The 25255-nt window shown below is 65.7% G+C and carries 20 protein-coding genes and 1 pseudogene; 12 read left to right on the top strand and 9 right to left on the bottom strand.

Features of this window, described 5'->3' with window-relative positions:
* The first annotated feature begins 183 nt into the window (after positions 1-183).
* Positions 184-2085, top strand: coding sequence for a polysaccharide biosynthesis protein (locus LX70_RS11640; protein WP_105514926.1), 1902 nt, complete (start codon positions 184-186; stop codon positions 2083-2085).
* A gap of 45 nt (positions 2086-2130) precedes the next feature.
* On the opposite strand, the gene LX70_RS11645 is transcribed toward LX70_RS11640, so the two are convergent.
* The 4 genes from LX70_RS11645 to rsmI all read right to left on the bottom strand — a co-directional run bounded on the left by LX70_RS11645 (position 2131) and on the right by rsmI (position 5328).
* Positions 2131-3072 carry a glycosyltransferase gene (locus LX70_RS11645; RefSeq protein WP_245885047.1) on the bottom strand — a complete coding sequence of 314 codons (942 nt, stop codon included), beginning with the start codon at positions 3070-3072 and terminating at the stop codon, positions 2131-2133.
* Positions 3069-4016, bottom strand: coding sequence for a glutathione synthase (gene gshB / locus LX70_RS11650; RefSeq protein WP_105514927.1), 948 nt, complete (start codon positions 4014-4016; stop codon positions 3069-3071). The genes LX70_RS11645 and gshB overlap by 4 nt, the downstream gene beginning before the upstream one ends.
* Before the next feature lie 95 nt (positions 4017-4111).
* The gene (locus LX70_RS11655; RefSeq protein WP_211301708.1) at positions 4112-4564 is read right to left on the bottom strand and encodes a YraN family protein; all 453 of its coding nucleotides are present in this window, start codon (positions 4562-4564) and stop codon (positions 4112-4114) included.
* Positions 4462-5328, bottom strand: coding sequence for a 16S rRNA (cytidine(1402)-2'-O)-methyltransferase (gene rsmI, locus LX70_RS11660; RefSeq protein WP_105514928.1), 867 nt, complete (start codon positions 5326-5328; stop codon positions 4462-4464). The genes LX70_RS11655 and rsmI overlap by 103 nt, the downstream gene beginning before the upstream one ends.
* 91 nt (positions 5329-5419) lie before the next feature.
* On the opposite strand from rsmI, the gene LX70_RS11665 reads away from it, so the two are divergent.
* The 3 genes from LX70_RS11665 to murJ are packed head-to-tail and all read left to right on the top strand — an operon-like array spanning position 5420 to position 10948.
* The gene (locus LX70_RS11665; RefSeq protein WP_105514929.1) at positions 5420-6601 is read left to right on the top strand and encodes a penicillin-binding protein activator; all 1182 of its coding nucleotides are present in this window, start codon (positions 5420-5422) and stop codon (positions 6599-6601) included.
* Positions 6561-9404 carry a [protein-PII] uridylyltransferase gene (locus LX70_RS11670; RefSeq protein WP_105514930.1) on the top strand — a complete coding sequence of 948 codons (2844 nt, stop codon included), beginning with the start codon at positions 6561-6563 and terminating at the stop codon, positions 9402-9404. The genes LX70_RS11665 and LX70_RS11670 overlap by 41 nt, the downstream gene beginning before the upstream one ends.
* Positions 9404-10948: a murein biosynthesis integral membrane protein MurJ gene (murJ, locus tag LX70_RS11675; protein WP_105514931.1), complete on the top strand. Its 1545-nt coding sequence runs from the start codon at positions 9404-9406 to the stop codon at positions 10946-10948. Before LX70_RS11670 ends, murJ begins: the two co-directional genes overlap by 1 nt.
* Here murJ and LX70_RS11680 read toward each other — a convergent pair.
* Positions 10939-11625 carry a rhomboid family intramembrane serine protease gene (locus LX70_RS11680; protein WP_105514932.1) on the bottom strand — a complete coding sequence of 229 codons (687 nt, stop codon included), beginning with the start codon at positions 11623-11625 and terminating at the stop codon, positions 10939-10941. The genes murJ and LX70_RS11680 overlap by 10 nt on opposite strands.
* Before the next feature lie 61 nt (positions 11626-11686).
* Between LX70_RS11680 and trpS the strand changes: the two genes are divergently transcribed.
* A complete protein-coding gene (gene trpS / locus LX70_RS11685; RefSeq protein ID WP_425430589.1) occupies positions 11687-12736 on the top strand; it encodes a tryptophan--tRNA ligase in 1050 nt (349 codons plus the stop codon).
* A gap of 125 nt (positions 12737-12861) precedes the next feature.
* Complete coding sequence (locus LX70_RS11690; protein WP_105514933.1) at positions 12862-13347, top strand: VOC family protein; 486 nt, start codon at positions 12862-12864, stop codon at positions 13345-13347.
* Between the two features lie 4 nt (positions 13348-13351).
* On the opposite strand, the gene LX70_RS11695 is transcribed toward LX70_RS11690, so the two are convergent.
* A complete protein-coding gene (locus tag LX70_RS11695; RefSeq protein ID WP_105514934.1) occupies positions 13352-14149 on the bottom strand; it encodes an ABC transporter permease in 798 nt (265 codons plus the stop codon).
* A gap of 83 nt (positions 14150-14232) precedes the next feature.
* On the opposite strand from LX70_RS11695, the gene LX70_RS11700 reads away from it, so the two are divergent.
* The 3 genes from LX70_RS11700 to LX70_RS11710 all read left to right on the top strand — a co-directional run bounded on the left by LX70_RS11700 (position 14233) and on the right by LX70_RS11710 (position 18647).
* Complete coding sequence (locus LX70_RS11700; protein WP_245885049.1) at positions 14233-15384, top strand: KpsE/RkpR family capsule polysaccharide export protein; 1152 nt, start codon at positions 14233-14235, stop codon at positions 15382-15384.
* Position 15385: 1 nt separating this feature from the next.
* Positions 15386-16066 carry an ABC transporter ATP-binding protein gene (locus LX70_RS11705; protein ID WP_105514936.1) on the top strand — a complete coding sequence of 227 codons (681 nt, stop codon included), beginning with the start codon at positions 15386-15388 and terminating at the stop codon, positions 16064-16066.
* A 73-nt stretch (positions 16067-16139) separates the two neighbouring features.
* Positions 16140-18647, top strand: coding sequence for a calcium-binding protein (locus LX70_RS11710; protein ID WP_105514937.1), 2508 nt, complete (start codon positions 16140-16142; stop codon positions 18645-18647).
* Between the two features lie 12 nt (positions 18648-18659).
* On the opposite strand, the gene LX70_RS11715 is transcribed toward LX70_RS11710, so the two are convergent.
* The 3 genes from LX70_RS11715 to LX70_RS11725 all read right to left on the bottom strand — a co-directional run bounded on the left by LX70_RS11715 (position 18660) and on the right by LX70_RS11725 (position 21614).
* Positions 18660-19907 carry a glycerate kinase type-2 family protein gene (locus LX70_RS11715; RefSeq protein WP_245885051.1) on the bottom strand — a complete coding sequence of 416 codons (1248 nt, stop codon included), beginning with the start codon at positions 19905-19907 and terminating at the stop codon, positions 18660-18662.
* 4 nt (positions 19908-19911) lie between these two features.
* Positions 19912-20889, bottom strand: a complete 978-nt coding sequence (locus tag LX70_RS11720; protein ID WP_105514939.1) for an HpcH/HpaI aldolase/citrate lyase family protein — start codon at positions 20887-20889, stop codon at positions 19912-19914.
* 122 nt (positions 20890-21011) lie between these two features.
* Positions 21012-21614, bottom strand: a complete 603-nt coding sequence (locus LX70_RS11725) for a response regulator transcription factor (RefSeq protein ID WP_105515001.1) — start codon at positions 21612-21614, stop codon at positions 21012-21014.
* Between the two features lie 274 nt (positions 21615-21888).
* Between LX70_RS11725 and LX70_RS11730 the strand changes: the two genes are divergently transcribed.
* The 3 genes and pseudogenes from LX70_RS11730 to sucD all read left to right on the top strand — a co-directional run bounded on the left by LX70_RS11730 (position 21889) and on the right by sucD (position 25247).
* Entirely contained in the window at positions 21889-23136 is a 1248-nt protein-coding gene (locus LX70_RS11730) for a pyridoxal-phosphate-dependent aminotransferase family protein (RefSeq protein ID WP_105514940.1), read from the top strand.
* 18 nt (positions 23137-23154) lie between these two features.
* Positions 23155-24354: pseudogene (locus LX70_RS11735) on the top strand (malate--CoA ligase subunit beta); the annotation flags it as partial.
* Complete coding sequence (gene sucD / locus LX70_RS11740) at positions 24354-25247, top strand: succinate--CoA ligase subunit alpha (RefSeq protein WP_105514942.1); 894 nt, start codon at positions 24354-24356, stop codon at positions 25245-25247. The pseudogene LX70_RS11735 and the gene sucD, both read left to right, overlap by 1 nt.
* Positions 25248-25255 lie beyond the last annotated feature (8 nt).

Below are 25255 nucleotides of genomic sequence, written 5' to 3' on the forward strand. Positions count from 1 at the left end.
GCGCCCACTGTGCGCAGAAAGCCGCGCGTCCGGGAAAACTTGGGCGGTGCCGCTTGAACAGCGGAATTCGAACGCGCTAAACCCGGACGTGTGACGAGTTCTGTTGTGTGTTGCCTGAGGACGAATGTGCGGAAAGACAAGAGAACGTCGGCTGTCGCTGATCCCGAAAACCGGAGTTGCAGGATGGTCAAGCTTCTACTCGCGCTGACGCCCCCGCAAAAACGCGTCATCTTTCTTCTGACGGACCTGCTGCTGGCGCCCCTGGCGTTCTTTGCCGCATTGGTGGTGCAGCACAACACGCTGCTGCCGCTGGCCGAGATGCGCGCCAGCCTCAACCTGCTGCCCGTCCTTCTGGCGCTGACGCTCGCGCTGGGGCTGGCGCTGTCCATTCCTGACATCCGGCCGAAGGATTTCGACGGCGGCGCGGCGCTGAAGGTCGCCATGTTCGCGGCCCTTCTGGCGGGCGGGACGGGTATCGCCGCCTGGGCGCAGGATGAGGCGCTGGGCGCCGGGTTCTTCGTCATCTTCGCGATGCTTTTCTTCGGGGTCTGCGCGGCGACGCGGATCGCGATCTGTCATGTGCTGATCTGGATCTATGGCCGCAGCCGGGCGATCACGAATGTCCTGATCTACGGTGCCGGGCGGACGGGCATGATGGTTGCGACGGCGCTGCGCAACCGCTCCGATATCGTCGCCGTGGCCTTCGCCGACGATAACCCCGCGCTGGCCGGGATTTCCGTCGCCGGGCTGCCGGTCTATCCGGTGCGCGATCTGCCGACGCTGTTTTCCATGGCGCGGATCGACCGCGTCATCATCGCGATTCCCAGTCTGTCGCTGCACCGCCGCACCCTGATCGCCCAGCGGTTCGAGGAGCGCGGCGCCGATGTCTGGACGCTGCCCGCCTTTTCCGACCTGATGGGCTCTACCGGGCTGCTGGACAAGCTGTCGCCCGCCGCGCCGCGGGTCATGCTGCAACGCGAAGAGGCGTTGAGCGGCGGCACCCATGCCTATGACAGCTATGCCGGTGCCTCGGTCCTGGTCTCGGGCGCGGGCGGCACCATCGGGCAGGAGCTTTGCCGGCAGGTCCTGACCGTCTCCCCCCGGCGGCTGGTGTTGTTCGAACTGAACGAATTCGCGCTTTTCCAGGTGGAGAATGAGCTTTCGGTCCTGGCGGCGGATCGCGGGGTGGAGCTTGTCTCCGTCCTCGGCTCGGTCGCCGATGCGGCGCTTGTCGACCGGGTCCTGCGCGAGAATGAGGTCGACGTGATCCTGCACGCGGCTGCCTACAAGCATGTGCCTTTGGTGCAGAAGAACGCCATTCAGGGCCTCACCAACAATGTGCTGGGGACCGAGACGCTGGCGCAGAAGGCGCGTGAGGTCGGCGTGCCGCGCTTCGTGCTGGTCTCCACCGACAAGGCGGTACGGCCGAAGAACGTCATGGGGGCGTCGAAGCGGCTGGCGGAGATGGTCGTGCAGGATCTTGCCTCGCGCAGCACGAAGACGGTGTTTTCCGCCGTCCGGTTCGGCAATGTGCTTGGCTCCTCCGGCTCTGTCCTGCCGGTCTTTCAGGAACAGATCCTGCGCGGCGGGCCGGTTACGGTGACCGATCCGGCGGCGACGCGGTTCTTCATGACGGTAGAGGAGGCCTCGGCGCTGGTCCTTCTGGCGGGCGCCTTCGCGCAGGGCGGGGAGATCTTCGCGCTCGACATGGGCGACCCGATCGCCATCGGGACACTGGCGCGCCGCATGGTCGAGCTTTCCGGCTTTACCGTCCGCGACGGGGCGCGGCCGGACGGGGATATCGACATCATCGCCACCGGCCTGCGGCCGGGTGAAAAGCAGCATGAGGAATGCATGGTTCTTCAGGGTGCGGTGACGACGGACCACCCGAAGATCGCCCGAATCAGCGACACCGGCCTGTCCGAGATCGAGATGGCGAGCCTTCTGCGCGACCTGCGCGAGGCGGTCGGCCGCGCCGACGACCGGGCGGCGGTCGCGCTTCTGATGCGCTGGCTGCCCGCCTTCGCGGCCCAGAACGGACCCGATGCCGATCAGGACGAGGGGCTGCGGGTCGTTCGAACATGAACGAAATGCCCTGGCCCGCTGTTGCATCGCGGCGCAAGGCCGCCGTCAAAGCCGGTTGAAGAGCGCCGCCGCGTAAAGCGCGGCCGTGCTGGCGCGTGTCTGGCGATAGAGGCGAAGCTTGCGCAGGGCGGTCATGCATCGCAGCCCGCGTGTCCCCGAACGGATCGCGGTGAAGCGTTCGACAAGATCGCGGTTCTCGGCCGTCAGCAGGTCGCTGGCCGAGGTCAGCGCGGCAAGGTTGACGTCGTTCCAGCGGCGATAGACCCCGCTCAGGATCATGCCGATGCGCCGCATCCTTGCGCGGGCGCTGTCATTCGCGCCGAGCTGGTTGGCCGTGTGCTGGCGGTAAAGAAGCGTCGGCGCGTCGTCATGCAGGATCGTGCCGCCTGCGCCGGTCACGATCTGATAGGCCCACCAGTCATGCGAGACGATCTTTGGCCTTCGGCTGGCCGCCTGATGCAGCAGCCGGGCTGCGGCGGGGTTGGCGAGGATGGTGTTCCCGGCGGCGATGTTCTGTGCCAGCGCATTGCGGAAGGAAGGCGCGCGGGGCCGCGGCGGGGACAGGCGCAGGGGGCGCAGGGCCGCGTCGGTGATGATGGTGCGGCTGCAATACAGCGCGGGCGTGTCGGCACCGACCCCGGCAAGCGCGCGCAGCCCGCGTGACAGGCGGTCGGGAAACCAGACGTCGTCGTGGTCGCTGAAGGCGAGGGAAAGCCCCGGTTCCCAGCCATCCCGCACGATCGACAGGAAATTCTCGGCAAACCCCTCCTGCGGTCCCTGACGGACGATCACGCGCCGCGCGCCCGCCTTCTGCGCGAAACGCTGGGCGATCTCGGCGCTGCCGTCCTGCGATCCGTCATCGCTGACGATCAGGGTCCAGTCCCGATGGTCCTGCGCCGCGATGCTGCGAAGCTGCGCATCAAGGTTGGCGGCGGCGTTGTAGACCGTCATCGCGATCAGGACGGGTTGTTCGTTGGCCCCGCTCACGCCCGGCGCCGTTTCGCCTCGATCACCTCCCAGAGCCTGGCGGCGGTGTTGGTGCCGTCGAAACGCTCAAGCTCCTGAATGCCGGTGGGGGAGGTCACGTTGATCTCGGTCAGCCAGGTGCCGATGACGTCGATCCCGACGAAGATCTGCCCCTTCTCGCGCAGCGTGGGGCCGATCTTGGCACAGATTTCAAGGTCGCGGTCGGTCAGGCCGATCTTTTCGGGCCGCCCGCCGACATGCATGTTCGACCGCGTTTCCCCCGCCGCCGGGACGCGGTTGATGGCGCCGACCGGCTCTCCATCCACCAGAATGATGCGCTTGTCGCCTTTCGAGACGTCGGGGACGAATTTCTGCGCGATCAGCGGCTCACGGTTGATGCCCGCGAAAAGCTCATGAAGCGAGGAGAGGTTGCGGTCATTCTGGTCGAGGCGAAAGACACCGGCGCCGCCATTGCCGTAGAGCGGTTTCAGGATGATGTCGCCGTGGCGGTGCTTGAACTCGCGGATGGTCGCCAGATCGCGGGCGATCAGGGTCGGCGGCGTCAGGTCGGGGAAGGCGAGGACCAAGAGTTTCTCGGGGTAGTTCCGCACCCAGAACGGATCGTTCACCACCAGCGTCTTGGGGTGGATCATGTCCAGAAGATGGGTCGTGGTGATATAGCCCATGTCGAAGGGCGGGTCCTGGCGCAGCCAGACCACGTCCCAGTCGGCCAGGTCGACCTCTTCCTCTGCCCCCAGCGTGAAGTGGTTACCCTTCTCGCGACGGACCTCAAGCGGCCAGCCGCGCGCCATCACGCGCCCTTCGCGGTAAAAAAGCCGGTCCGGCGTGTAGTAGAAGAGCGTATGGCCGCGTTCCTGCGCCTCAAGCGCGATGCGGAAGGTGGAATCGGCGTCGATGTTGATCGGCCCGATCGGGTCCATCTGGATCGCTACCTTGAGTGTCATGCCGCCCGCCTTTGCCTTGTCCGTCCGACCCGATAGATGACCGAGGCCCGCGCCGGATGCAATCGCAGATCGGGGGCGCAGACCGGGGGCGCCGATCAGGGGCCAAGCGCGTTGACGATGATCTCGATCCGCCCGATGCCGTCGACAAGGGCGACGTCAAAGCGCATGTCGCTGTCCTGCCCGGCGGGAAGGGTGGCGGCGAATTCCGACGCGGCGGCGCGGATGCGGGCCATTTGCCGGGGGCCGAGACTTTCGGCGGCGCGGGCGAAATCGGGGGCCGATTTCACCTCGACAAAGACCGTCACCGGGCCGTCGGCGCAGATCAGGTCGATCTCACCACCCTTGCCGCGCCAGCGGCGGGCGAGGATGCTGAGGCCCCGGCCCTCAAGGCAGTCCGCGACACGGTCTTCGGCCGCCAGGCCGCCAAGCTGGGCAAGGCGCCCGGTCAGTCTTTTGCGGCGAGTTTCAGGGCCATCTGGTAGACCTCGCGCCGCGGCGCGCCGGTTGCCGCCGCCACTGTCGCCGCTGCGTCCTTGACCGACTGGCATGTCAGCGCCTCCCTTAACGCGGCCTCGATATCGGCGGGCGTGACCACCGTTGCCCCCGGACGGTCGATCAGGACCACGATCTCGCCGCGCGCCTCGCGGTCGGCGAAGGCGGCCGCCAGATCCGCGACCGTGCCGCGCAGCACCTCTTCGAACTTCTTCGTCAGTTCCCGGCAGACAACGGCCCGCCGGCCCCCCCCCATTACCTCCGCCATGTCGGTTAACAGCGCCTTAAGACGCTTGGGCGATTCGTAGAGGATGAGGGTCGCGGGCGTGGCTTTCAGGTCTGCAAGCCAGCGCCGTCGCGGCCCTGAGCCGTTTGGCGCGAAGCCCGCGAAGAGGAACCGGTCCGACGGCAGCCCCGAAACGGTCAGCGCCGCCAGCGCCGCCGATGGCCCCGGTGCCGCCGTCACCGGATGGCCCGCCGCGATCGCCGCCGCGCCCAACTGATAGCCGGGATCGGCGACAAGGGGGGTGCCGGCCTCCGACGCATAGACGACGGATTTCCCGTCCTTCAGCGCATCCAGCAGGCGGGGGCGCATCTGTTCGCCGTTGTGGTCATGGTAGGACAGAAGCGGGCGGCCGCCGAGAGCCACGCCGTGGATGTCCATCAGGTGCCTGAGAGAGCGGGTATCCTCGGCCGCGATCACCTCGGCATCGCGCAGCAGGTCAAGCGCCCTGAGCGTGATGTCGCGCGCCGCGCCGATGGGCGTCGAGATGAAGTAAAGCCCGCCCGGCAGCCGCTGTCCTGATCCGATTTCCGCCATGCGCCCCGCTCTTGCGTTTACTTCGAATGCGTGAGCGCATAGGCTCTTTTCGCGTCAGTGTCCCGCCTCCAGCCCGCCAGAGGATGTCAATATGTTCACCGTTTTCCATCGCCGCCGCAAGTTCATGACCCGGGCTGCGGCCGCCGTGGCCATGCTTGCCCTCGCCGCCTGCGACCCGCTTGCCATGGGCGGCGGGGGACCGTCGATCAACACCAGCGAGCCGGTTCCGGTCGCGCTTCTGGTGCCGTCGGGGTCCGGCTCCACCACCGACGAACACATGGCCAAGTCGCTTGAGAATGCGGCCCGCCTTGCCATGGCGGACCTCAGCGGCGTGACGATCGACCTGCGCGTCTATTCCACCGCCGGGCAGCCCGCGCAGGCGGCCTCGGCGGCGGCGAAGGCCGTGAACGAGGGCGCGAAGATCATCATCGGCCCGCTTTACGCGCAATCGGCCAATGCCGCCGGTGTCGCCGTCGCGTCGAGCGGGGTCAATGTCCTCAGCTTCTCCAACAACCCCGACATCGCGGGCGGCAATGTCTTCATCCTCGGCTCCACCTTCCAGAACACCGCGAACCGGATCGTCGGCTACCTTGCCCGGAGCGGCAAGGGCCGCATCCTGACCGTTTCCGCGCAGACCCCGGCGGGGCAGCAGGCGCAGTCGGCCGTGGCGCGCGCCGCCGCCGGGACGGGGGCGAGCGTGGTTGGCAACGTTTCTTACGCGATGTCGCAGAACGGCGTCGTCAGCGCCGCGCCGCAGATCGTTTCTGCGGCGAAGGCCAATGGCGCCAATGCCGTCATTGTCGATGCGACGACGGACGGCGCCCTGCCGATCCTGACGCAGCTGATCCGCGAGCAGGGGCTGACGCTTGACGTCGTGCAACTGGCCGGGCTGACGCGCTGGGACGTGCCGTCGCAGGCCGCCGCGCTGCCGGGGCTTCAGGGCGGGGTCTTCGCGATGCCCAGCCCCGGCCGGACGCAGCAGTTCGAAAGCCGCTATACCGCGACCTATGGCAGCGCGCCGGTTCCGGCGGCGGTCGTCGGGCTTGCCTATGACGGGATCGCGGCCATCGGCGCGCTGGTCAAGCAGGGCAAATCGAACGCGCTGAGCGGTGCCGCGCTGACGCAAGGCTCTGGCTTTTCGGGTGTCAGCGGCATATTCCGCCTGCGTGGCGACGGGACCAACGAAAGGGGCCTTGCGATTGCAAAGATCCAGAACTCACAGGTGGTTGTGATTGATCCGGCACCGCAAGCCTTCGGCGGCGCAGGCTTCTGATCGCGGCACGGCGGATGCGGCGGCGCCCGAAAGCGGGGCGCTGCCCTTTCCCGCCAGCGATCTGCCCGCGTCTGTCGCGCGCCACCTTCTTTTCGACCGCGAGGGGTTTGCCCGGCACCTGACCGGAACCCTTGAGGGGTGCGACGAACCGCGCGAGCGTCGCGCCGCCATCGTCCGCGCCCTGACCGAGGCGCGAACCGATGTGCTGGCGCTGATCGCCGAGGATTTCGCCACCCATCCCCGCGCCGCGCGCCAGACCGTGCGTGCCTATGCCGCGCTGACCGACGCGATCGTCTGGCAGGCCTTTACCGTTACCACCACGGTTCTGCTGCCCCGCGCGAACCCGACCGAGGGGGAGAGGATCACCGTCCTTGCCGTCGGTGGCTATGGCCGGGCCGAGATGGCGCTTTATTCCGACGTGGACCTTCTGTTCCTGACGCCGTGGAAGATGACCGCCTGGGCGGAAAGCGTCATCGAGACGATGCTTTATATCCTCTGGGACATGCGGTTGAAGGTCGGCCATGCCAGCCGGACGGTGAAGGATTGTGTCCGCCTGGGGCGTGAGGATTACACGATCCGCACCGCGCTTCTGGAGCGGCGCTATATCGCGGGGCATGAACCGCTGGCGCAGGACCTGCGCACCCGGCTGCGCAACGACCTGTTCAAGAACACGGCCGCCGATTTCATCGAGGCGAAGCTGACAGAGCGCTCTGACCGGCACAAGCGCCAGGGCGGCCAGCGCTATGTGCTTGAGCCGAACGTGAAGGAGGGCAAGGGCGGGCTGCGCGATCTGCAAACGCTTTACTGGATCGGGAAATACCTGCACGGCGTGCGGCGTGCGGCGGAACTGGTGGGTATCGGGCTTTTCCGGCAGGAGGAGTATGAGACCTTCGCCGCGGCCGAGGATTTCCTTTGGGCGGTGCGTTGCCACCTGCACATGATCGCGCGGCGGGCGCAGGATCAGCTGACCTTCGACCTTCAGGTCGAGGTCGCGAGCCGCATGGACTATCGCGACACCGGCGGGCGGCGGGCGGTCGAGCATTTCATGCAGGACTATTTCCGCCACGCCACCCGCGTGGGTGAGTTGACGCGCGTCTTCCTGACCGCGCTGGAAGCGTCCCATGTCAAGCGCGAGGCGCGGCTTGCGGGCCTTTTGCGCCGCCGCAAGAAGCTGCGCGCGGGCTATGTGATCCAGAACGGAAGGATCACCATCGCCGATGAAAAGGCGTTCCTGGCAGACAAGCTGAACCTGCTTCGGATCTTCGAAGAGGCGCTGAGGACCGGCTACCTGATCCACCCCGATGCGATGCGCGCGGTCGCGGCCAATCTGGACCTGATCGACGACGAGATGCGCGAGGATCGCGAGGCGACGCGCATCTTCCTTGACCTGATGCTGAAGCACGGCAACCCGGAACGCGCGCTTCGGCGGATGAATGAGCTTGGCGTGCTGTCGGCCTTCATCCCGGAGTTCGAGCCGATCGTGGCGATGATGCAGTTCAACTACTATCATCACTATACGGTCGACGAACACACGATCCAGGTGATCTCCACCCTTGCGCAGATCGAGCGGCATGAGCTGATCGAGGAATTGCCGCTGTCGTCGAAGATCCTCGACGAGGGGGTGAACCGGCGGGTGTTGTATGTGGCGCTTCTTCTGCACGACATCGGCAAGGGGCGACCCGAGGATCATTCGATCCTTGGCGCGCAGATCGCGCGGAAGGTTGCCCCGCGCCTTGGCCTGACGGCGGAGGAAAGCGAAACCGTCGAATGGCTGATCCGCTATCACCTGACGATGTCCGACATGGCGCAAAAGCGCGACATTTCGGACCCGCGCACGGTGCGAGATTTCGCCAAGATCGTGAAGACGCGCAAGCGGCTTGACCTGCTGACGGTGCTGACGGTCTGCGACATTCGCGGCGTCGGTCCGAACACCTGGAACAACTGGAAGGCCATGCTTCTGCGCCGCCTTCATGCCGATACCGCGAACGCGCTTGAGGCCGGGTTGGAGACGATCAACTCCAACAAGCGGGAGAATGACGCCAAGCGGGCGCTGCGCGAACGGCTTGAGGGTTGGGACGCCAAGGAATTGCGGCGCGAGACGGCCCGCCATTACGGCCCCTACTGGCAAAGCCTTTCGACCGAGACACACAAGGTCTTTGCGACCCTTCTTCGGGACATCCCGGATGACGAAATCCGCATCGACCTGAAACCCGATCCCGATCACGACGCGACGCGCGCCTGCTTCGCGCTCAGCGATCATCCCGGCATCTTCTCCCGCCTCGCGGGGGCCTTGGCGCTGGTCGGGGCCAATGTCGTCGATGCGCGGACGTATACGTCGAAGGACGGATATGCCACGGCGGTGTTCTGGATTCAGGACAGCGAGGGGCATCCTTATGAGGCCGACCGACTGCCCCGGCTGCGCTCCACCATCCAGAAGACCCTGAAGGGGGAGGTGGTGCCGCGCGAGGCGTTGAAGGACCGCGACAAGCTGAAGAAGCGCGAGCGGGAGTTTCAGTTCCCGACCCATATCACGATCGACAACGAAGGGTCGGAGATTTACACGATCATCGAGGTCGATGCCCGCGACCGGCCGGGCCTTTTGTTCGACCTGACGCGGACGCTGGCGAACAACAATATCTACATCGCCTCGGCCGTGATCGCGACCTATGGCGCGCAGGTCGTCGACAGCTTCTACGTCAAGGACATGTTCGGGCTGAAGCTGCACGCCCGGTCGAAACAGGAAAGCCTTGAGCGCAAGCTGCGCCAGGCCATCGCGGAAGGCGCCGAGCGGGCGAAGGGCTGATGAAACCGATCCGACTGATCCGCGGCTTCCTGACGGTGGGCGCCTGGACGCTGCTTAGCCGCGTGGTGGGCTTTGCCCGCGACGTTCTGATCGCCGCCTATCTTGGCACCGGGCCGATGGCCGAGGCGTTTCTGGTCGCCTTTTCCCTGCCCAACATGTTCCGCCGCTTTTTCGCCGAGGGTGCGTTCAACACCGCCTTCGTGCCGCTTTTTTCGAAGAAGCTTGAGGCGGAGGAGGATGCGCGGGGCTTTGCCGAGGATGCGTTTTCCGGCCTCGCCTTCGTGGTCCTCATCGTGTCGCTTGTCGCGATGGTGGCGATGCCCTGGCTGGTACTGGCGATGGCGGGCGGTTTCGCGGGGGATGAGAGGTTGCCGCTGGCGGTCCTCTATGGCCGGATCTGCTTTCCCTATATCCTCTTCATCTCGCTGACAGCGCTTCTGTCGGGCCTACTGAACGCGGGGGGGCGGTTCGTGGCGGCGGCGGGGGCGCCGGTGCTGCTGAACGTGATCTTCATCGGCGCGATGGTCGCCGCGCGGCATCTGGGCTGGGACATGGGGCTGACGCTGGCCTGGGCGACGCCGGTGACGGGCCTTGCGCAACTGGCGCTGGTCTGGGTCGCGGCGGCGCGGATGGGCTTCCCCTTGCGCCTGCGGCGGCCCCGGATGACGCCCGATCTGAAACGGCTTCTGGTGATCGCCGGGCCTGCGGTCCTTGCCGGTGGGGTGGTGCAGATCAACCTGCTTGTCGGGCGTCAGGTCGGCAGTTTCTTTGACGGCGCGATTGCGTGGCTTTCCTATGCCGACCGGCTTTATCAACTGCCGCTGGGTGTGGTGGGCATTGCCATCGGGATCGTCCTGTTGCCCGACATTTCCCGTCGGTTGAAGGCCGGGGATGTGCCGGGCAGCCGCTATGCCCTGTCCCGCGCGACCGAATTCGCGCTGTTCCTGACCTTGCCCGCCGCCGTGGCGCTGATGGTCATCGCGGTTCCGCTGATCGGGGTCCTTTACGAACGCGGCGCGTTCACCCGCGCGGATACCGTCCCGACGGCGCTGGCGCTGGCGGTCTATGGTGCCGGCCTTCCGGCCTTCGTGCTGCAAAAGGTGCTTCAGCCGCTTTACTTCGCGCGCGAGGATACGCGGACACCGTTCCGTTTTGCCGTCTGGTCGATGTTCGTGAATGCGGGGCTGGCCATCGGGCTGGCGCCTGTCCTGGGTTTTATCGCCGCCGCGCTGGGAACGACGCTGGCGGGCTGGGTGATGACCGTCCAGCTTTGGCGCGGGACGCGCGGCATGGGGGAGGCGGCGCGCGCCGACGACCGGCTGCGCGCGCGCCTGCCGCGCGTGGCGGGGGCAAGCCTGATCCTGGGTCTGTTCCTTTGGGGGGCGGAATGGGGCCTGTCGGACGCGCTGTCGGCCCATGGCCACCGCTATTGGGCGCTGGCGCTTCTGGTGGTCAGCGGGATGGCGGTTTACGGCGCCGCGGCCTATGCGCTGGGCGCCTTCCGGCTGTCGGACTTCCGGTCCGGCCTGTCGCGTCAGCGCTGACGGATCGCGCGCAGAAGATGCGCAGGCCCGCCGGGGCCGACAAGGAACGACAGGCCGAAGCCCGCCGCGAAGCCCACCAGATCGGCGACCCAGTCCGGCGACCCGCCGAAGATGACACCGAAAATCAGCTGAATACCCAGAAGGAAGGCAATCAGAGTGAAAGCCCGCGCCCGGTTCGCGTTCTCGGCCCCGAGCCGTGCCCAGATGATGAAGGTGAAGGCCCCGATCAACCCATAGGCACCGGGATAGGCGCCGAACAGCGCCATCTTCACGCCGGGGATCAGCGAATAGGCGACACCGCCAAGGGCCAGCGGGATAAAAAACACGGCAAGGACCGACCAGGGCGAAAAGATCTCTGCCACGAACTTGCCCATGGCGAGGATGAAGACCGCGGCCAGAAGTGCATGGGTGAAGCTGCCATGGACGAAGCCGTAGCTGATGAAGCGCATCAGGTAGTCCCAGGTCCAGCGCCCGGTGCCGATCATCTGGTCCAGCATCTCTGGTGACAGGGCAAAGCGCTGCAACGCCTCTTGCCGCCAGCCGACGCCGGTCGCGCCACCGGCAATGCCAAGGGTTCCGGCGCTGACGACAAGCTCCATCGCGACGATGGGCAGAAGGATCAGCCAGACCACCCCCGGTATCGGGTTCAGGGGCGGCGCATCATAGCCCTCGCGCATGGGGCCTCCTTGTTGACGGGACCTGCCCCCTGCGATACGCGAGCGGGACGGAAAATTCCAGATGGGTAAGATCATGACCGACGCGCCCAACGCGAAGTTCACCCCGCGCATCTTCTCGGGCATCCAGCCTTCGGGGGGCTTGACGCTTGGCAACTATCTTGGCGCGCTGAAGCGGTTCGTCGAGAAGCAGGATGAGGGGATCGAGACGATCTATTGCCTTGTCGACCTGCACGCGATCACCGTCTGGCAGGACCCCGAGAGGCTGCGCAACCAGACGCGCGAGGCGGCGGCGGGCTTTATCGCGGCGGGGATCGACCCCAAGCGCTCCATCCTCTTCAACCAAAGCCAGGTGCCGGGCCATGCCCAGCTTGCCTGGATCTTCAACTGCGTCGCGCGCATGGGCTGGATGGGCCGCATGACCCAGTGGAAGGACAAGACCGCCGGGAAGGACGCCGAAAAGGCGTCGCTTGGTCTTTTTGCCTATCCGTCGCTGATGGCGGCGGACATCCTGCTTTACCACGCGACGCATGTCCCGGTGGGCGAGGATCAGAAGCAGCATCTTGAGCTGACCCGCGACATCGCGATCAAGTTCAACCATGACTACAAGGTCGATTTCTTCCCGGTGACCGAGCCGGTGATCGAAGGTGCCGCGACCCGCGTCATGAGCTTGCGTGACGGATCGAAGAAGATGTCGAAATCCGACCCCTCGGACGCGAGCCGGATCAACCTGACCGACGATGCCGACACCATCGCGCAGAAGTTCCGCAAGGCGCGCACGGATGCCGAGCCTTTGCCGGAGACCGTCGCCGGGCTGAAGGACCGACCCGAGGCGCGCAACCTTGTGAACATCTACGCGGCCCTCGCCGACACCAGCGCCGAGAAGGTGGTGGCCGACTTCGCAGGTCAGGGTTTTGGCGCCTTCAAGCCCGCGCTGGCCGATCTGGCGGTCGCCAAGCTTGCGCCCATCGCCGACGAGATGAAGCGCCTGATGGCGGACCCGGCAGAGATCGACCGCATCCTTGGCGACGGGGCGGAGCGCGCGAATGCCATCGCCGAGCCGATCCTGAACAGGACCTATGACATCGTCGGCATGATCCGTTCGCGCGGGTGATCGGGTAGGGAACCGCCGCGGCCCGCGGGGCTTTGCATTCCCGCACAGAAGCTCTGCGAGTTCTAAGAATATGCGCAGCCCCGCTTCGGCGATATATCTGTCTCTCCCCTATCGAGAGAGAGACCATGACCTATGTCGCCCCGCCCGCCACCCGGATCGGCCATGTCCACCTCAAGGTGGCCGACCTGGACCGTTCGCTTGCCTTCTATTCCGGCATCCTCGGCTTTGAGATCACGCAGCGCTATGGCAGCGGTGCCGTTTTCCTGTCCGCCGGGGGGTATCATCATCACATCGGCCTCAACACCTGGGACAGCAAGGGCGGCAGGCCGCCCGCGCCGGGGACCACCGGCCTTTATCATACCGCGATCCTTTATCCCGACCGCGCGACGCTTGGCACGGTCCTGAAGCGCATTGTCGATGCCGGCTATCCGCTGGACGGCGCGGCCGATCATGGCGTGAGCGAGGCGCTTTACCTGACCGACCCGGATGGCAACGGGGTGGAGCTTTACCGCGACCGTCAGGAAAGCGAATGGCCGCGTGACGCGGACGGAAACCTTGCGATGGTCAACAGCCCGCTCGACCTGCGCGCGCTGATGGCCGAGGCGGGCTGACCGCTCAATCGTTGATGATGTCGCTGCGGTAGCGCGCCAGAAGCGCCAACCCCGCCGCGAAGCATGTCAGCGCGACCCCGAAGACGAAGAGGGGGGAGACGTAGTCACCCGCATAGGTCGGGTAGATGCCCATCCGCATCTGCCCGACGACATGGACGAGCGGGTTGAACCACAGCACCTCGCGCCAGCCCTCCGGCACCCGGTCATAGACGAAAATCACGCAGGAAATGATGAGAAGCGGGCGGTTCAGGATCGCCCAGACCCTTTCCCAAACCGGGAAGCGTGCGGTCAGAAAGCAGTTCAGCGTCCCGATGCCGATCCCCAGCGCAAGCGCCATCGCCAGCCCCAGGCAGATGGCGGGGATGTTCAGGATCACATCCAGCCCGAAGATCAGGATGATCCCGCTCAGGACCACGGCCAGCACCATGGCCTGCGTGACGGCGCTTAGCAGGGCGCGGGCGGCGATGGCGTCGATGAAGGTGACGCCGGGATAGAACAGTAGCGGCTTGGAAAAGCGCAGCGCGGTGGACACCTTCTGGCTGATGTCGAGATAGGCCATGAAGGGCAAAAGGCCCGAGGCGTAGAACAGCGGAAAGCTGGTCCCGATGGGCGGCGACCGGAAGACAAGCGAGAAGATGACAGACAAGAGCAGAAGCCCCGCGACCGGCTCAGCCACCGCCCAGATGTAGCCGAGGCCGGAGCGCCCGTAGGCCGCCGTCATCTCGCGCAGCAGAAGCGCCGCGATGGCGCGGGCGGTGCGGAAGCTGCGGCGTTGCTGTACAAGCGGAAGATGTTCTGTCATTCACTCGGGCAGGTTATTGGACCAGGAAACGGCCGCTTCATCCGTCAGGGCAGGCGGCGGCATCATAGTCCAAGGAGACGCCATTGAAAGACCAAAGCGCCACCGTCCCACCCACGCAGCGCTACGCGGCCCCGGCCCGCGCCCGTGGCCGCCATCGCGCGATGGTGCTGTTCTTCGCGCTTTGGGTCGTGCTGCCGCTTCTGGCCTCGGCCGCCTATCTTTATGCGATCGCGGCCGATCAATACGCCTCGCGCGTCGGGTTTTCCATCCGCAAGGAAGAGAGCGGGTCGGCGATCGAGCTTCTGGGCGGCATTACCGAGATCAGCGGGTCCTCCTCCTCCGACGCCAACTTCCTGAACAAGTATATCGGCGGGCGGGAGATGATGAAGGTCGTCGATACGACGGTCGGGCTGAAATCCGTCTATGTCCGCCCCGGCGATCCGGTCTTTGGCCTGTCTGCCGATGCCAGCGTCGAGGACATGGAAGCCTATTGGAACCGGATGGTGAAGGTCTTTTACGACACTGCCGACGGGCTGATCGAGGTGCAGGTCAAGGCCTTCGCCCCGGCGGATGCGCAAAGGATCGCGCAGACCATCCTTGATGAAAGCACCCGCGTTGTGAACGGCCTGACCGACGTCGCGCGTGAGGATACGATCCGCTATGCCCGCGATGAGCTTGACCATGCGGTCGAGCGGTTGAAGGTGGCGCGGCAGGCACTTACCGCGTTCCGCAACCGGACCCAGATCGTCGATCCCTCCGCCGACCTTGCCGGACGGATGGGCCTTCTGAATCAGCTTCAGACGGAACTTGCCACGGCACTGATCGACCTTGACCTGCTTCAGGCCAATACCGGCGCGCAGGACCCCCGGATCGTCCAGACGCGCCAGCGCATCGAGGTGATCGAGGAACGGATCAGGTCGGAGCGGGACAAGGTGTCGAACCCCGGAAACGAGGATGGCGTCGCCTATTCCAAGCTGATCGACGAATTCGAATCCCTTCGTGTGGATCTGGAGTTTGCCGAGAAAAGCTATGTCACCAGCCTTGCCGCCTATGACGTGGCCTTGGCGCAGGCGCAGAAGCAGACCCGCTACCTGGCGCCCTATATCGCGCCGACCCTTGCGGAAACGGCCGAATATCCGCAGCGGGCGATGTTGCTGACCCTGATCGGCGGGTTTCTGGTGCTGACATGGGGTATCGGCGTTCTGGTCTTCTATTCGGTCCGCGACCGCCGCTGAGATGATCCGCCTCATCGACCTGACCAAATCGTTCCGGCTGGCGCATGGCGAAAACGTCATTGCCGACCGGATCAACGCGACCTTTCCGACCGGCGCCTCGGTCGGGCTTCTGGGCCGCAACGGTGCGGGCAAGTCGAGCCTTTTGAAGATGATCGCGGGGACCATGCGCCCCGATGCCGGGCAGGTGGTGTCGAGCGGCTCGATCTCATGGCCGGTCGGGTTTGCGGGCAGTTTCCACCGCGACCTGACGGGGCTTCAGAACACCCGTTTCATCGCCCGCGTCTACGGCGTCGATTCCGACGATCTGGGCGCGGTGGTCGAGGAAATTTCCGGCCTCGGCCGGCAGTTTCGCGAACGTGTGGGTACCTATTCTTCGGGCATGCGCGCGCGTCTGGCCTTTGCCGTCTCGATGGGCATCCGTTTCGATACCTATCTGGTGGATGAGATCACATCGGTCGGGGACGCGGCCTTTCGTCAGAAGAGCGAGGTGCTGATGCAGGACCGGCTGGCGAGTTCCGGGGCCATCGTCGTGTCGCATTCGCTGGGGATGATCCAGCGCCTCTGCCAGCATGGGGCGGTGCTGGAAAACGGGCGGCTGACCTTCTACGACAAGGTCGATGACGCCATCGCGCATCATCAAGCGCTGATGAATGCCCCGCGTGGGGCGCCAGACCCCCGTTAATCCTGTCTGAAGGATTGGCCCCCATCATCGTTACCGACATCCGTGCCGGGGAAGGCGCGGTCGGGGGCGCGGCATGGTCTCTCTCTCCTTCGGGGGTACATATCTGGGCGGGGCGCTGACAGGACCCGCCGTAGCGGCCGAGATGATCTTCGTCGGCTCCGGTGCTGCGCGTGAACTGCATCTGGTCGATTTCGCCACCGGCATCACCACCCGCTTTGCCGTCACCGCGGGCGGTATCGGGGCCATGCTGGGGCAGGTCAGCCACACGCTGAACCGCACCAGCCTGATTGCCGGGGATTTCTACGGCAGCGTTCTGACCGGGGTCGTGACCGCCGCGCTTGATCCCGCGACGACGGACGCGCAAAGCGCCTATCTTCACCTGAACGCCGATTACGATGAGCGGGTTGAGCTTCTGGGGGCCAGTGTCGGCGGGCAAAGCTACCTTATCGCCGCTGAAAGCGTAGGCAGCGGCTTTTCGATCTTTTCCGTCGGTGCGGGGGGCGCGCTGACCTTGCAAGGCAGCGTTCAGGATGATGGTGGCAGCTATGCCGCCGGGATCACCGCGCTGGCCCGCGTTACGGTCGGCGGGCACAGCTTCATCCTGACCGGATCGGCCAGCGAAAGCGGCGTCTCCTCCTATGAGGTTCTGGCAGGCGGGCAGATCGCGCATCGCGATTCGATTGGTGTGGGGGAGGTGGTGCCGCTTCAGGCGGTGACCGAGCTGCGCACCGTTTCGACGGCGGGGCAGGACTATGTCCTTGTCGGCTCGGCCACAAATTCGGCCCTGACGGTGCTGCGCGTCGCGGCCGATGGCAGCATGGTGGCCACCGATCACGTTGTAGACGATCTGTTGACCCGGTTTTCCTCGGTCACCGCGCTTGCCACGCTGAGCGTCAATGGCCGCGCCTTCATCGTCGCCGGGGGGCACGATGACGGGCTGTCACTTTTCACGCTGCTGCCCGGCGGCCAGCTTTTGCACCTGCAAACGCTTGCCGACAGCACCGCCACGACGCTTGCGGCGCCTTCGGACATCACCATGACCGTGGTCGGGACAGAGATTCAGATCTTCGTCTCCTCGGGGCTTGAGGCCGGGCTGACGCTTTACCGGATCGACATCGCGGCGCTGGGCCAGACCCTTGCGCAGCCCGGCTCTGTCCTGCCCGGCGGGTCCGGCGACGATCTGCTGGTCCTGACCGGCGGCGACGGCCTGCTGTCGGGTGGCGGCGGGGCCGACATCTTGCGGGACGGCGCGGGCAACGATGCGCTGCGCGGCGGCGCCGGCGCCGACATCTTTGTCCTGACCGAGGATGGTCGCGCCGACACGATCCTGGATTTCGAGCCGGGCAAGGACCGGATCGACCTGACGCTGTTGCCCTTCTTGCGCAACCTTCAGCAATTGCAGTTCACGCCGATCGCGGGCGGGATCGTGATCCAGTACGGGGTAGAGCTTCTGACCGTCCTGACGGCCAGTGGCAATTCGCTGACACAGGCGGATTTCGCGGCAAGCAGTCTATTGTCGCTGACGCGCTTTCCGATCATTCCGGGGGCGACAGGGGTGATGCCCGATTTGCCGGGCCAGACGCCTGCCAGCCCGCTCTTGGTTCAGGGAACCCTGCTGGCCGATACTCTCGCCGGTACCGCAGGCAGCGATTTCTACAACGGGATGGACGGGAACGACACCTTCCTCGCCAGCGCCGGGGCGGATCATTTCGACGGTGGCACCGGGGTGGACCTTGTCAGCTATACGGGGCTGGGGGCGGCGGGCATCTACCTTGACCAGCCCGACCTCAACTGGGGCAGCGCGGCGGGGCATAGCTTTGCATCGGTCGAAAATGTCACCGGCAGCGCCTTTGCCGATGCGCTGACCGGCGATGCGTTCGCCAACCTTCTGACCGGTGGCGACGGGAACGATACGCTGGTCGGTGGGGACGGGGACGATGTGATCCGGGCCGGGCGGGACAATGACGTTGCGAACGGTGGTGCGGACAATGACCGGATCGAGCTTGATACCGGCGACGACACGGCCAGCGGCGCGGCCGGGGATGACACGATCTATGGCGGTCCGGGCAATGACCTTTTGTCGGGAAGCGACGGTGACGATGTGATCTTTGGCGAGGGCGGCGATGACATTATCGCCGGTGGCGCGGGGAACGACATGCTCGATGGCGGCGCGGATAATGACCGAATGCTCGGCGGCGGCGGCGACGACATGATGTTCGGCGGGGCGGGGGATGACAGCCTTCTGGGTCTGGCGGGCGCCGATGCCCTTTCCGGCGGCGACGGCAACGATACCCTGTCGGGCGGCGTCGGGGACGATGCCCTCAATGGCGGGGCGGGGGCAGATGTGTTCCTGTTCGACAGCTTCCGCCCCGGTGAGGTGGACGTGATCGAGGATTTCGAACCCGGCACCGACGTGATCGCGATGCGTCATGTCGCGGCGCCGGGGGACAGCAACGGGTTTGCCGCGCTTGGGATCGCGCCCATTGCAGGGGGATATGAGGTATCCTTTGCCGGGCATGTGATCGAGGTCTTCGGGCCGCTCGACTTCACCCTCTCCCCGACCGATTTCCTGTTTCTTTAGGGGCGTGTGACCTCAGCCCAGAAGAAGGATCTGCACATCGGCGACGTTTGTCCCGGTCGCCCCCGTGACCAGAAGGTCGCCCGCAAGCGACAGCGCGCGGTTGCTGTCGTTTTCGTCCAGAAGCGCCTGCGGGTCGCCGCCCGCCCTGCGGATACGGTCGCAGGTTCCGGCGTCCACAATCCCGCCCGCGGCCTCGGTCGGCCCGTCGCGGCCATCGGTGCCGCCCGACAGGAAGACCCAGTCGCGGTCCAGCGCGGGCATGTCCATCGCCACCCGCAGCGCCAGTTCCTGATTGCGCCCGCCAAGGCCCTTGCCACGCAGCGTCACCGTTGTTTCACCGCCGAAGATCAGGCAGGCGGGACGGTCCTTCGGCGCTTGCCGCGCGGCCGCGATGATCCTTGCGGCGGCCTCTGCGACATCGCCGGTCAGGTTGTCGTCGGCGATGGTGGCGTCCGCTCCGGCGGCGGCGACCATGGCCTCAAGGCTTTTGCGGTTGGAGCCGATCAGGGTGTTTCGCGCGGGGGGCAGCGGCGCCGGTGTGACCTCGTCGTCCAGAATCGCCCGCGCCGGCTGGGGAAGCGCGTCCCAAAGCCCGCGCGCGCGGAGCAATTCGCGGGCCTCCTCGCGCGTCCCGATCGGCGCGACCGTGGGGCCAGAGGCGATGACGCGCAGGTCGTCGCCGATCACGTCCGACAGGATATAGGCCGTGACCGGGGCGGGTGCCGCGACGCGCAGAAGGCCGCCGCCCTTCAGGCGTGAAAGTTGCTGGCGGATCAGGTTGACCTCGGTGATCCCGAAGCCGTTGGCCAGCAGCAGGCGATTGACCTCGGCCTTGTCATCCAGCGTCAGCCCCGCGACCGGCGCGGGCAACAGCGCCGAACCGCCGCCGGAGATCAGGGCGATCACGCGATCCTCGGCCTTGGCGGGCGTCAGCAGCGCCTCGACCGCCCGTGCCGCCCGCGCGCCGTTTTCGTCCGGCACCGGGTGGCCCGAGGCGATGACCGTCGCGCCCGGCAGGTCGCGGGCGTTTTCGTAGTTTGTCACCACGATCATGCTGAAGGCGCGGCCTTTCAGACGTTCGACCAGCAGCGCCGCCATCGGCAGCGCCGCCTTGCCTATCGCGACCACGCGGGTGACACCGCCCCTGTCCGGGACCGGCAGGGGGGTGTCCCTGATCGCGCTCGCCAGCGCCGCGGCCGGGTCGGCGGCAAGGCAGGCGACCGCGAAGAGCTTCCTTGCCTTGTCGCGCAACGGTGTCACCGGATCAGGCCCCCGCGATCTGCCTGGCCTTTTCCACCAGCACCTCGGCCTGGCGGATGGAGGCATAGTCGATCAGGCGGCCATCGAGAGAGACGGCACCCTTGCCCTCGGCCGCGGCCTGTTCCATCGCCTCAAGGATGCGCCTGGCGCGGGTGACTTCGGCCTCGGAGGGGCTCATCACCTCATTGGCCAGCGCGATCTGGCTGGGGTGGATGGCCCATTTGCCCTCGCAGCCCAGAACGGCGGCCCGTTTCGCGGCGGCGCGATAGCCGTCTGGGTCGGAGAAATCGCCAAACGGCCCGTCCACCGGGCGCAACCCGTTGGCGCGCGCTGCGACGACCATGCGGGCCAGCGCATAGTGCCACATGTCACCCCAGTGAACCGCGCGGCTGCCGTCTTCCAGCGTGTCGGTCAGGACGGAATAGTCGGGGTTCACGCCGCCGATGATCGTCGTGCGTGCGCGGGTGGAGGCGGCATAGTCGGCCACGCCGAAATGCAGGCTTTCATTACGCTTCGAGGCGGCGGCGATTTCGGACACGTTCTGCATTCCAAGCGCGGTTTCGATGATGTGTTCGAACCCGATCCGCTTGGTATAGCCCTTGGCGTCCTCGATCTGGGTCACCAGCATATCGACCGCGTAGACATCGGAGGCGGTCCCGACCTTGGGGATCATGATAAGGTCGAGCCGTTCGCCGGCCTGTTCGACCACGTCCACCACGTCGCGATACATGTAATGCGTGTCGAGCCCGTTGATTCGGACCGACATCGTCTTGCGGCCCCAGTCGATCTCGTTCAGGGCCTTGATGATGTTCTTGCGCGCCTGCGCCTTGTCGTCCGGCGCGACCGCGTCCTCAAGATCGAGGAAGATCACATCGACGTCGGACTGTGCCGCTTTTTCAAACATTTGCGGCGCGCTGCCGGGGACGGCCAGTTCGCTGCGGTTGAGGCGGGCCGGGGCCTGCTGGATGACGTGAAAGGACATGTCTGCGCTCCTGTTGGCTTGAGGGGTCCGGGTCGGCCTAGGCATCCATCAAGAAGATGTTTCCAGTCAAGAATAAAGTTTTCACCTGATTATTGGCGGCGAGGCGGCGCCCCCGGCATCTCCTATTGCCCGCCCTTCGCTGCACGATTGGCATAATAGAAGGCGATGGCCTGCGTGCGGTTCTTCACCGACAGTTTTTCGAACAGGTTCGACAAATGGAACTTCACGGTGTTCGCGCTGATCTTGAACTCCTTCGCCAGTTCGCGGTTGGTCATGCCGGTCGACAGCGCCTCCAGCAGCGCGCGTTCACGGCGGGAGAGTTGTTCGATCGGGTCCTGTTGCAGCTTGCGCACATCGAGGAAGGGAAAGACCATCTGCCCCTGGGCGACCGCGAGGCAGGTTTCAAGAAGCGTATCGACCGGCCCGGAGCGGGAGGCGAAACCGGCCGCCCCGGCGCCCATCGCCTTGCGCGGCGTTTCTCCCGCCTCATCGCCATAAACGACGAGGCGGGGCGCATCGGGCTGTTCGCGCAGAACCTCGATCAGCTTGGCGCCGCCAAGCGCGGGCAGGTTCCAGTCGATGATGCCGACCTGCACCGGCATGCGCATGACCGCGCCAAGGAACCCCTCGGCCGTCGCGGAGGTCGCGACGAGAGAGAATCGCGGATCGCGGTCCAGAATGTCGGACATGGCGGTCAGAACCAGCGGATTGCTGTCCGCTAACATCACCGTCACCCGTCTTTCCTGTGGCTTTCCGTTCATCTTTTCCCTCAAAACCTACCCGAATGGGTAGGGGGTTCTTCGGTATACGACGGCATATCAACCATAATGGGTAGGAAATTCCCCGCCAAATTAGATGCCCGAAAGCAGGATATAGGGAGGTTGTGAAGCAAGTCGAGTCGGAATTTCATCAAGGGCAGCAATGATTACCCCCGGTAATTCCCTGGCGCGATCCGGGGCCAGACCGGAGGGGACAGAAAACCGGCAGGGAGGCCGCCCCATGACGAATGTCGCACCATTTCCCCCGCTCGAAATCCCCGAGACGCTTGCCGCCGGTCCCGGACCCGGCAACACCGATGCCCGCGTGCTGGCATCGTTTGCCAATGCCGGTCTGGCCGATCACATGCAGGCCGATGTCCTGCGCGGGATGATCGAGTGCAAGGAGATGCTGCGCGCCGTCTGGGGGACGCAGAACACCTATACCTACGGCGTCGGCGGGACCGGGTTCAGCGGGCTTGATTGCCTCTTCAGCGCGATCCTGCCGGGCGACACGGTCGTCGCCTTTGTCAACGGCACCTTCAGCGGCATCGACGGGCTGACCATCCGCATGAAGGCCGCCAGCCGTGAGGATCTGCGCGCCAACCCGATGGACCCGCGCCCGGCGAATGTTACCATCGTCACCGTGCCGCATGGCCAGTCGGTAAGCGCCGAAGTGATCGACCGCGCGCTGGCCGAGGCGAAGCCGAAATGGGCCTTCATGGCGCATTGGGAAACCGGGTCGGGCCGCATCAACGACCTGCAAGGCTTTTCCGCCGCCTGTGCGCGGCACGGGGTTCTTGGACTGGTCGATGCGGTGTCCTCGCTGGGGATCGAGGACTTTTCGATCGACAACTATCCCGGCGTCGCGGGCTGGGCCTCTTGCCCGCAGAAGGGGGTGTTGTGCCTGCCGCTGACCTATGCGCCGGTCAGCTTCACCGACCGTTACATCGACGAGGTGCGCGCCAATGGCTGCCACACCTATGTGCATCACCCGATCCTTGAGGCGCGGCACTGGGGCATCGTCGATGGTCAGGACGTCGCCGCCGGAAGCTATCACCGCACCCATTCCGGCTATGCCGTCGCGGCCTTCCATGAGGCGCTGCGCATCCTGCTGCAACACGGACGGGCGGAAAAGGCCCGCGACTACGCCCACCACGAACGCGCGCTCCGCGATGCGGTGACGGCGATGGGGTGCGAGGTCACGTCGAACATGACCAGCCTTGTGGTCCTGAACCTGCCGCCCGCGCTGGCCGGGCGCGAGAAAGAGCTGGTGCAGGCCTGCCGCGCCAGGGGCTTTGGCATCTGGCCGACCCTGTCGGAGCCGGTTCAGGTCCGCGTCGGCATCCTGAACCAGCTGTCGCAAGCCGCGATCACCGAGATCGTCACCCGCTTTGCGGCGGCACTGAACGAGATGGGGGCAGGGCTTGACCTTGATGAGGTCACGCAAGGCCTTGAACGCCACTACAGGGAGCCGATGGCCGCCGAGTGAACGGTCGTCAGGGAGGAAAACATGGACATACACGAATATCAGGCCAAGGAGATCCTCGCCAAGTTCGGCGTGACGGTTCCCCAGGGGGGGCTGGCCTACAGCCCCGAACAGGCGGCCTACCGCGCCCGTGAACTGGGCGGGGACCGCTGGATCGTCAAGGCGCAGGTCCACGCAGGCGGACGTGGCAAGGCCGGTGGCGTGAAGCTTTGCAATTCGGAGCATGAGATTCAGGACGCAACGAACGAGATGTTCGGCCAGAAGCTCGTCACCCATCAGACCGGGCCTGAGGGCAAGGGCATCTACCGCGTCTATGTCGAGGCGGCGGTGGAGTTCGACCGCGAGATCTACCTTGGCTTCGTTCTCGACCGTCAGTCGCAGCGGGTGATGATCGTGGCGTCGTCCGAAGGCGGGATGGAGATCGAGGAAATCTCCGCCCAGCGTCCCGACAGCATCGTGCGCTCCACCGTCGAACCGGCGGTCGGCTTGCAGGAGTTTCAGGCGCGGGAGATTTCCTTTGCGCTTGGCATCCCTTCGTCGCTCACGCAGCAGATGGTGCGGACGCTCCAGGGCTGCTACCGCGCCTTCCGCGAGCTTGACGCGACGATGGTTGAGATCAACCCGCTGGTCGTGACGTCGGACAGCCGCATCCTTGCGCTGGACGCGAAGATGGCCTTCGACGGCAACGCGCTGTTCCGCCACCCGCATGTGGCCGAGTTGCGTGACAAAAGCCAGGAAGACCCGCGCGAGGCACGCGCGGCGGATCGTGGGCTGGCCTATATCGGGCTGACCGGGAATATCGGCTGCATCGTCAATGGCGCCGGTCTTGCCATGGCGACGATGGACACGATCAAGCTTGCCGGGGGGGAGCCTGCGAACTTCCTCGACATCGGTGGCGGGGCGACGCCGGAACGGGTGGCGAAAGCCTTCCGTCTGGTGATGTCGGACGAAAACGTGCAGGCCATCCTTGTCAACATCTTCGCCGGTATCAACCGCTGCGACTGGGTGGCCGAGGGCGTCGTGCAGGCGCTGAAGGCGAACCCGGTGGATGTGCCGGTGATCGTCCGGTTGGCCGGGACCAATGTGGAAGAGGGGCAGAAGATCCTCGCCAAATCCGGTCTGCCGATCATCCGCGCCAATTCGCTGATGGAGGCGGCGGAGCGCGCCGTCACCGCATGGCAGAACGACCGCAAGCAAAACACCAAGATGAGGGCCGTCTGATGAGCATTCTTCTCGACAGGGAAAGCCGGGTTATCGTTCAGGGCATCACCGGCCGCATGGCGCAGTTCCACACCAAGGAAATGCTCGACTACGGCACCAATGTCGTCGCGGGCGTGGTGCCGGGCAAGGGCGGCGAAAAGGTCTTTGGCGTGCCGGTCTTCGATACCGTGAAGCAGGCGGTCGAGGCGACCGGCGCGGATGCGAGCCTTGTCTTCGTGCCGCCCCCGTTTGCCGCCGACAGCATCATGGAGGCCGCCGATGGCGGTATCCGTTACTGCGTCTGCATCACCGACGGTATCCCGGCGCAGGACATGATCCGGGTGAAGCGCTACATGATGCGCTATCCGCGCGAACGCCGCATGGTCCTGACCGGGCCGAACTGCGCCGGTACGATCAGCCCCGGCAAGGCGCTTCTGGGTATCATGCCGGGGCATATCTACCTGCCCGGCCATGTGGGCATCGTCGGCCGGTCCGGGACGCTGGGCTATGAGGCGGCGCAGCAGCTCAAGGATCTTGGGATCGGCGTTTCCACCTCGGTCGGGATCGGCGGCGATCCGATCAACGGGTCGTCGTTCCGCGATATCCTTGAGCGGTTCGAACAGGACCCCGACACCCATGTCGTCTGCATGATCGGTGAGATCGGCGGCCCGCAAGAGGCGGAGGCAGCGGCCTTTATCCAGGAGCATATGCAAAAGCCCGTCATCGCCTATATCGCGGGTCTGACCGCGCCGAAGGGGCGCACCATGGGCCATGCCGGTGCGATCATCTCCGCCTTCGGCGAAAGCGCGTCCGAGAAGGTGGAGATCCTGAGCGCGGCGGGCGTCACCGTCGCGGAAAACCCCTCGGTCATCGGGGAAACCGTGGCGCGGGTCCTGACCCGCAAGGCCGCATAGGGGGTGCT

It is taken from the genome of Albidovulum denitrificans (genome assembly GCF_002973535.1).
GTDB classification, from domain to species: domain Bacteria; phylum Pseudomonadota; class Alphaproteobacteria; order Rhodobacterales; family Rhodobacteraceae; genus Albidovulum; species Albidovulum denitrificans.

What these genes read in the sequence shown, in the direction of transcription:
- LX70_RS11640 (WP_105514926.1), top strand. Translation starts at nt 184, where the DNA reads ATGGTCAAGCTTCTACTCGCGCTGACGCCCCCGCAAAAACGCGTCATC.
- gshB (WP_105514927.1), bottom strand. Translation starts at nt 4,016, where the DNA reads ATGACACTCAAGGTAGCGATCCAGATGGACCCGATCGGGCCGATCAAC.
- LX70_RS11655 (WP_211301708.1), bottom strand. Translation starts at nt 4,564, where the DNA reads ATGCCAGTCGGTCAAGGACGCAGCGGCGACAGTGGCGGCGGCAACCGG.
- rsmI (WP_105514928.1), bottom strand. Translation starts at nt 5,328, where the DNA reads ATGGCGGAAATCGGATCAGGACAGCGGCTGCCGGGCGGGCTTTACTTC.
- LX70_RS11665 (WP_105514929.1), top strand. Translation starts at nt 5,420, where the DNA reads ATGTTCACCGTTTTCCATCGCCGCCGCAAGTTCATGACCCGGGCTGCG.
- murJ (WP_105514931.1), top strand. Translation starts at nt 9,404, where the DNA reads ATGAAACCGATCCGACTGATCCGCGGCTTCCTGACGGTGGGCGCCTGG.
- LX70_RS11680 (WP_105514932.1), bottom strand. Translation starts at nt 11,625, where the DNA reads ATGCGCGAGGGCTATGATGCGCCGCCCCTGAACCCGATACCGGGGGTG.
- trpS (WP_425430589.1), top strand. Translation starts at nt 11,687, where the DNA reads ATGGGTAAGATCATGACCGACGCGCCCAACGCGAAGTTCACCCCGCGC.
- LX70_RS11690 (WP_105514933.1), top strand. Translation starts at nt 12,862, where the DNA reads ATGACCTATGTCGCCCCGCCCGCCACCCGGATCGGCCATGTCCACCTC.
- LX70_RS11695 (WP_105514934.1), bottom strand. Translation starts at nt 14,149, where the DNA reads ATGACAGAACATCTTCCGCTTGTACAGCAACGCCGCAGCTTCCGCACC.
- LX70_RS11705 (WP_105514936.1), top strand. Translation starts at nt 15,386, where the DNA reads ATGATCCGCCTCATCGACCTGACCAAATCGTTCCGGCTGGCGCATGGC.
- LX70_RS11710 (WP_105514937.1), top strand. Translation starts at nt 16,140, where the DNA reads ATGGTCTCTCTCTCCTTCGGGGGTACATATCTGGGCGGGGCGCTGACA.
- LX70_RS11720 (WP_105514939.1), bottom strand. Translation starts at nt 20,889, where the DNA reads ATGTCCTTTCACGTCATCCAGCAGGCCCCGGCCCGCCTCAACCGCAGC.
- LX70_RS11725 (WP_105515001.1), bottom strand. Translation starts at nt 21,614, where the DNA reads ATGTTAGCGGACAGCAATCCGCTGGTTCTGACCGCCATGTCCGACATT.
- LX70_RS11730 (WP_105514940.1), top strand. Translation starts at nt 21,889, where the DNA reads ATGACGAATGTCGCACCATTTCCCCCGCTCGAAATCCCCGAGACGCTT.
- sucD (WP_105514942.1), top strand. Translation starts at nt 24,354, where the DNA reads ATGAGCATTCTTCTCGACAGGGAAAGCCGGGTTATCGTTCAGGGCATC.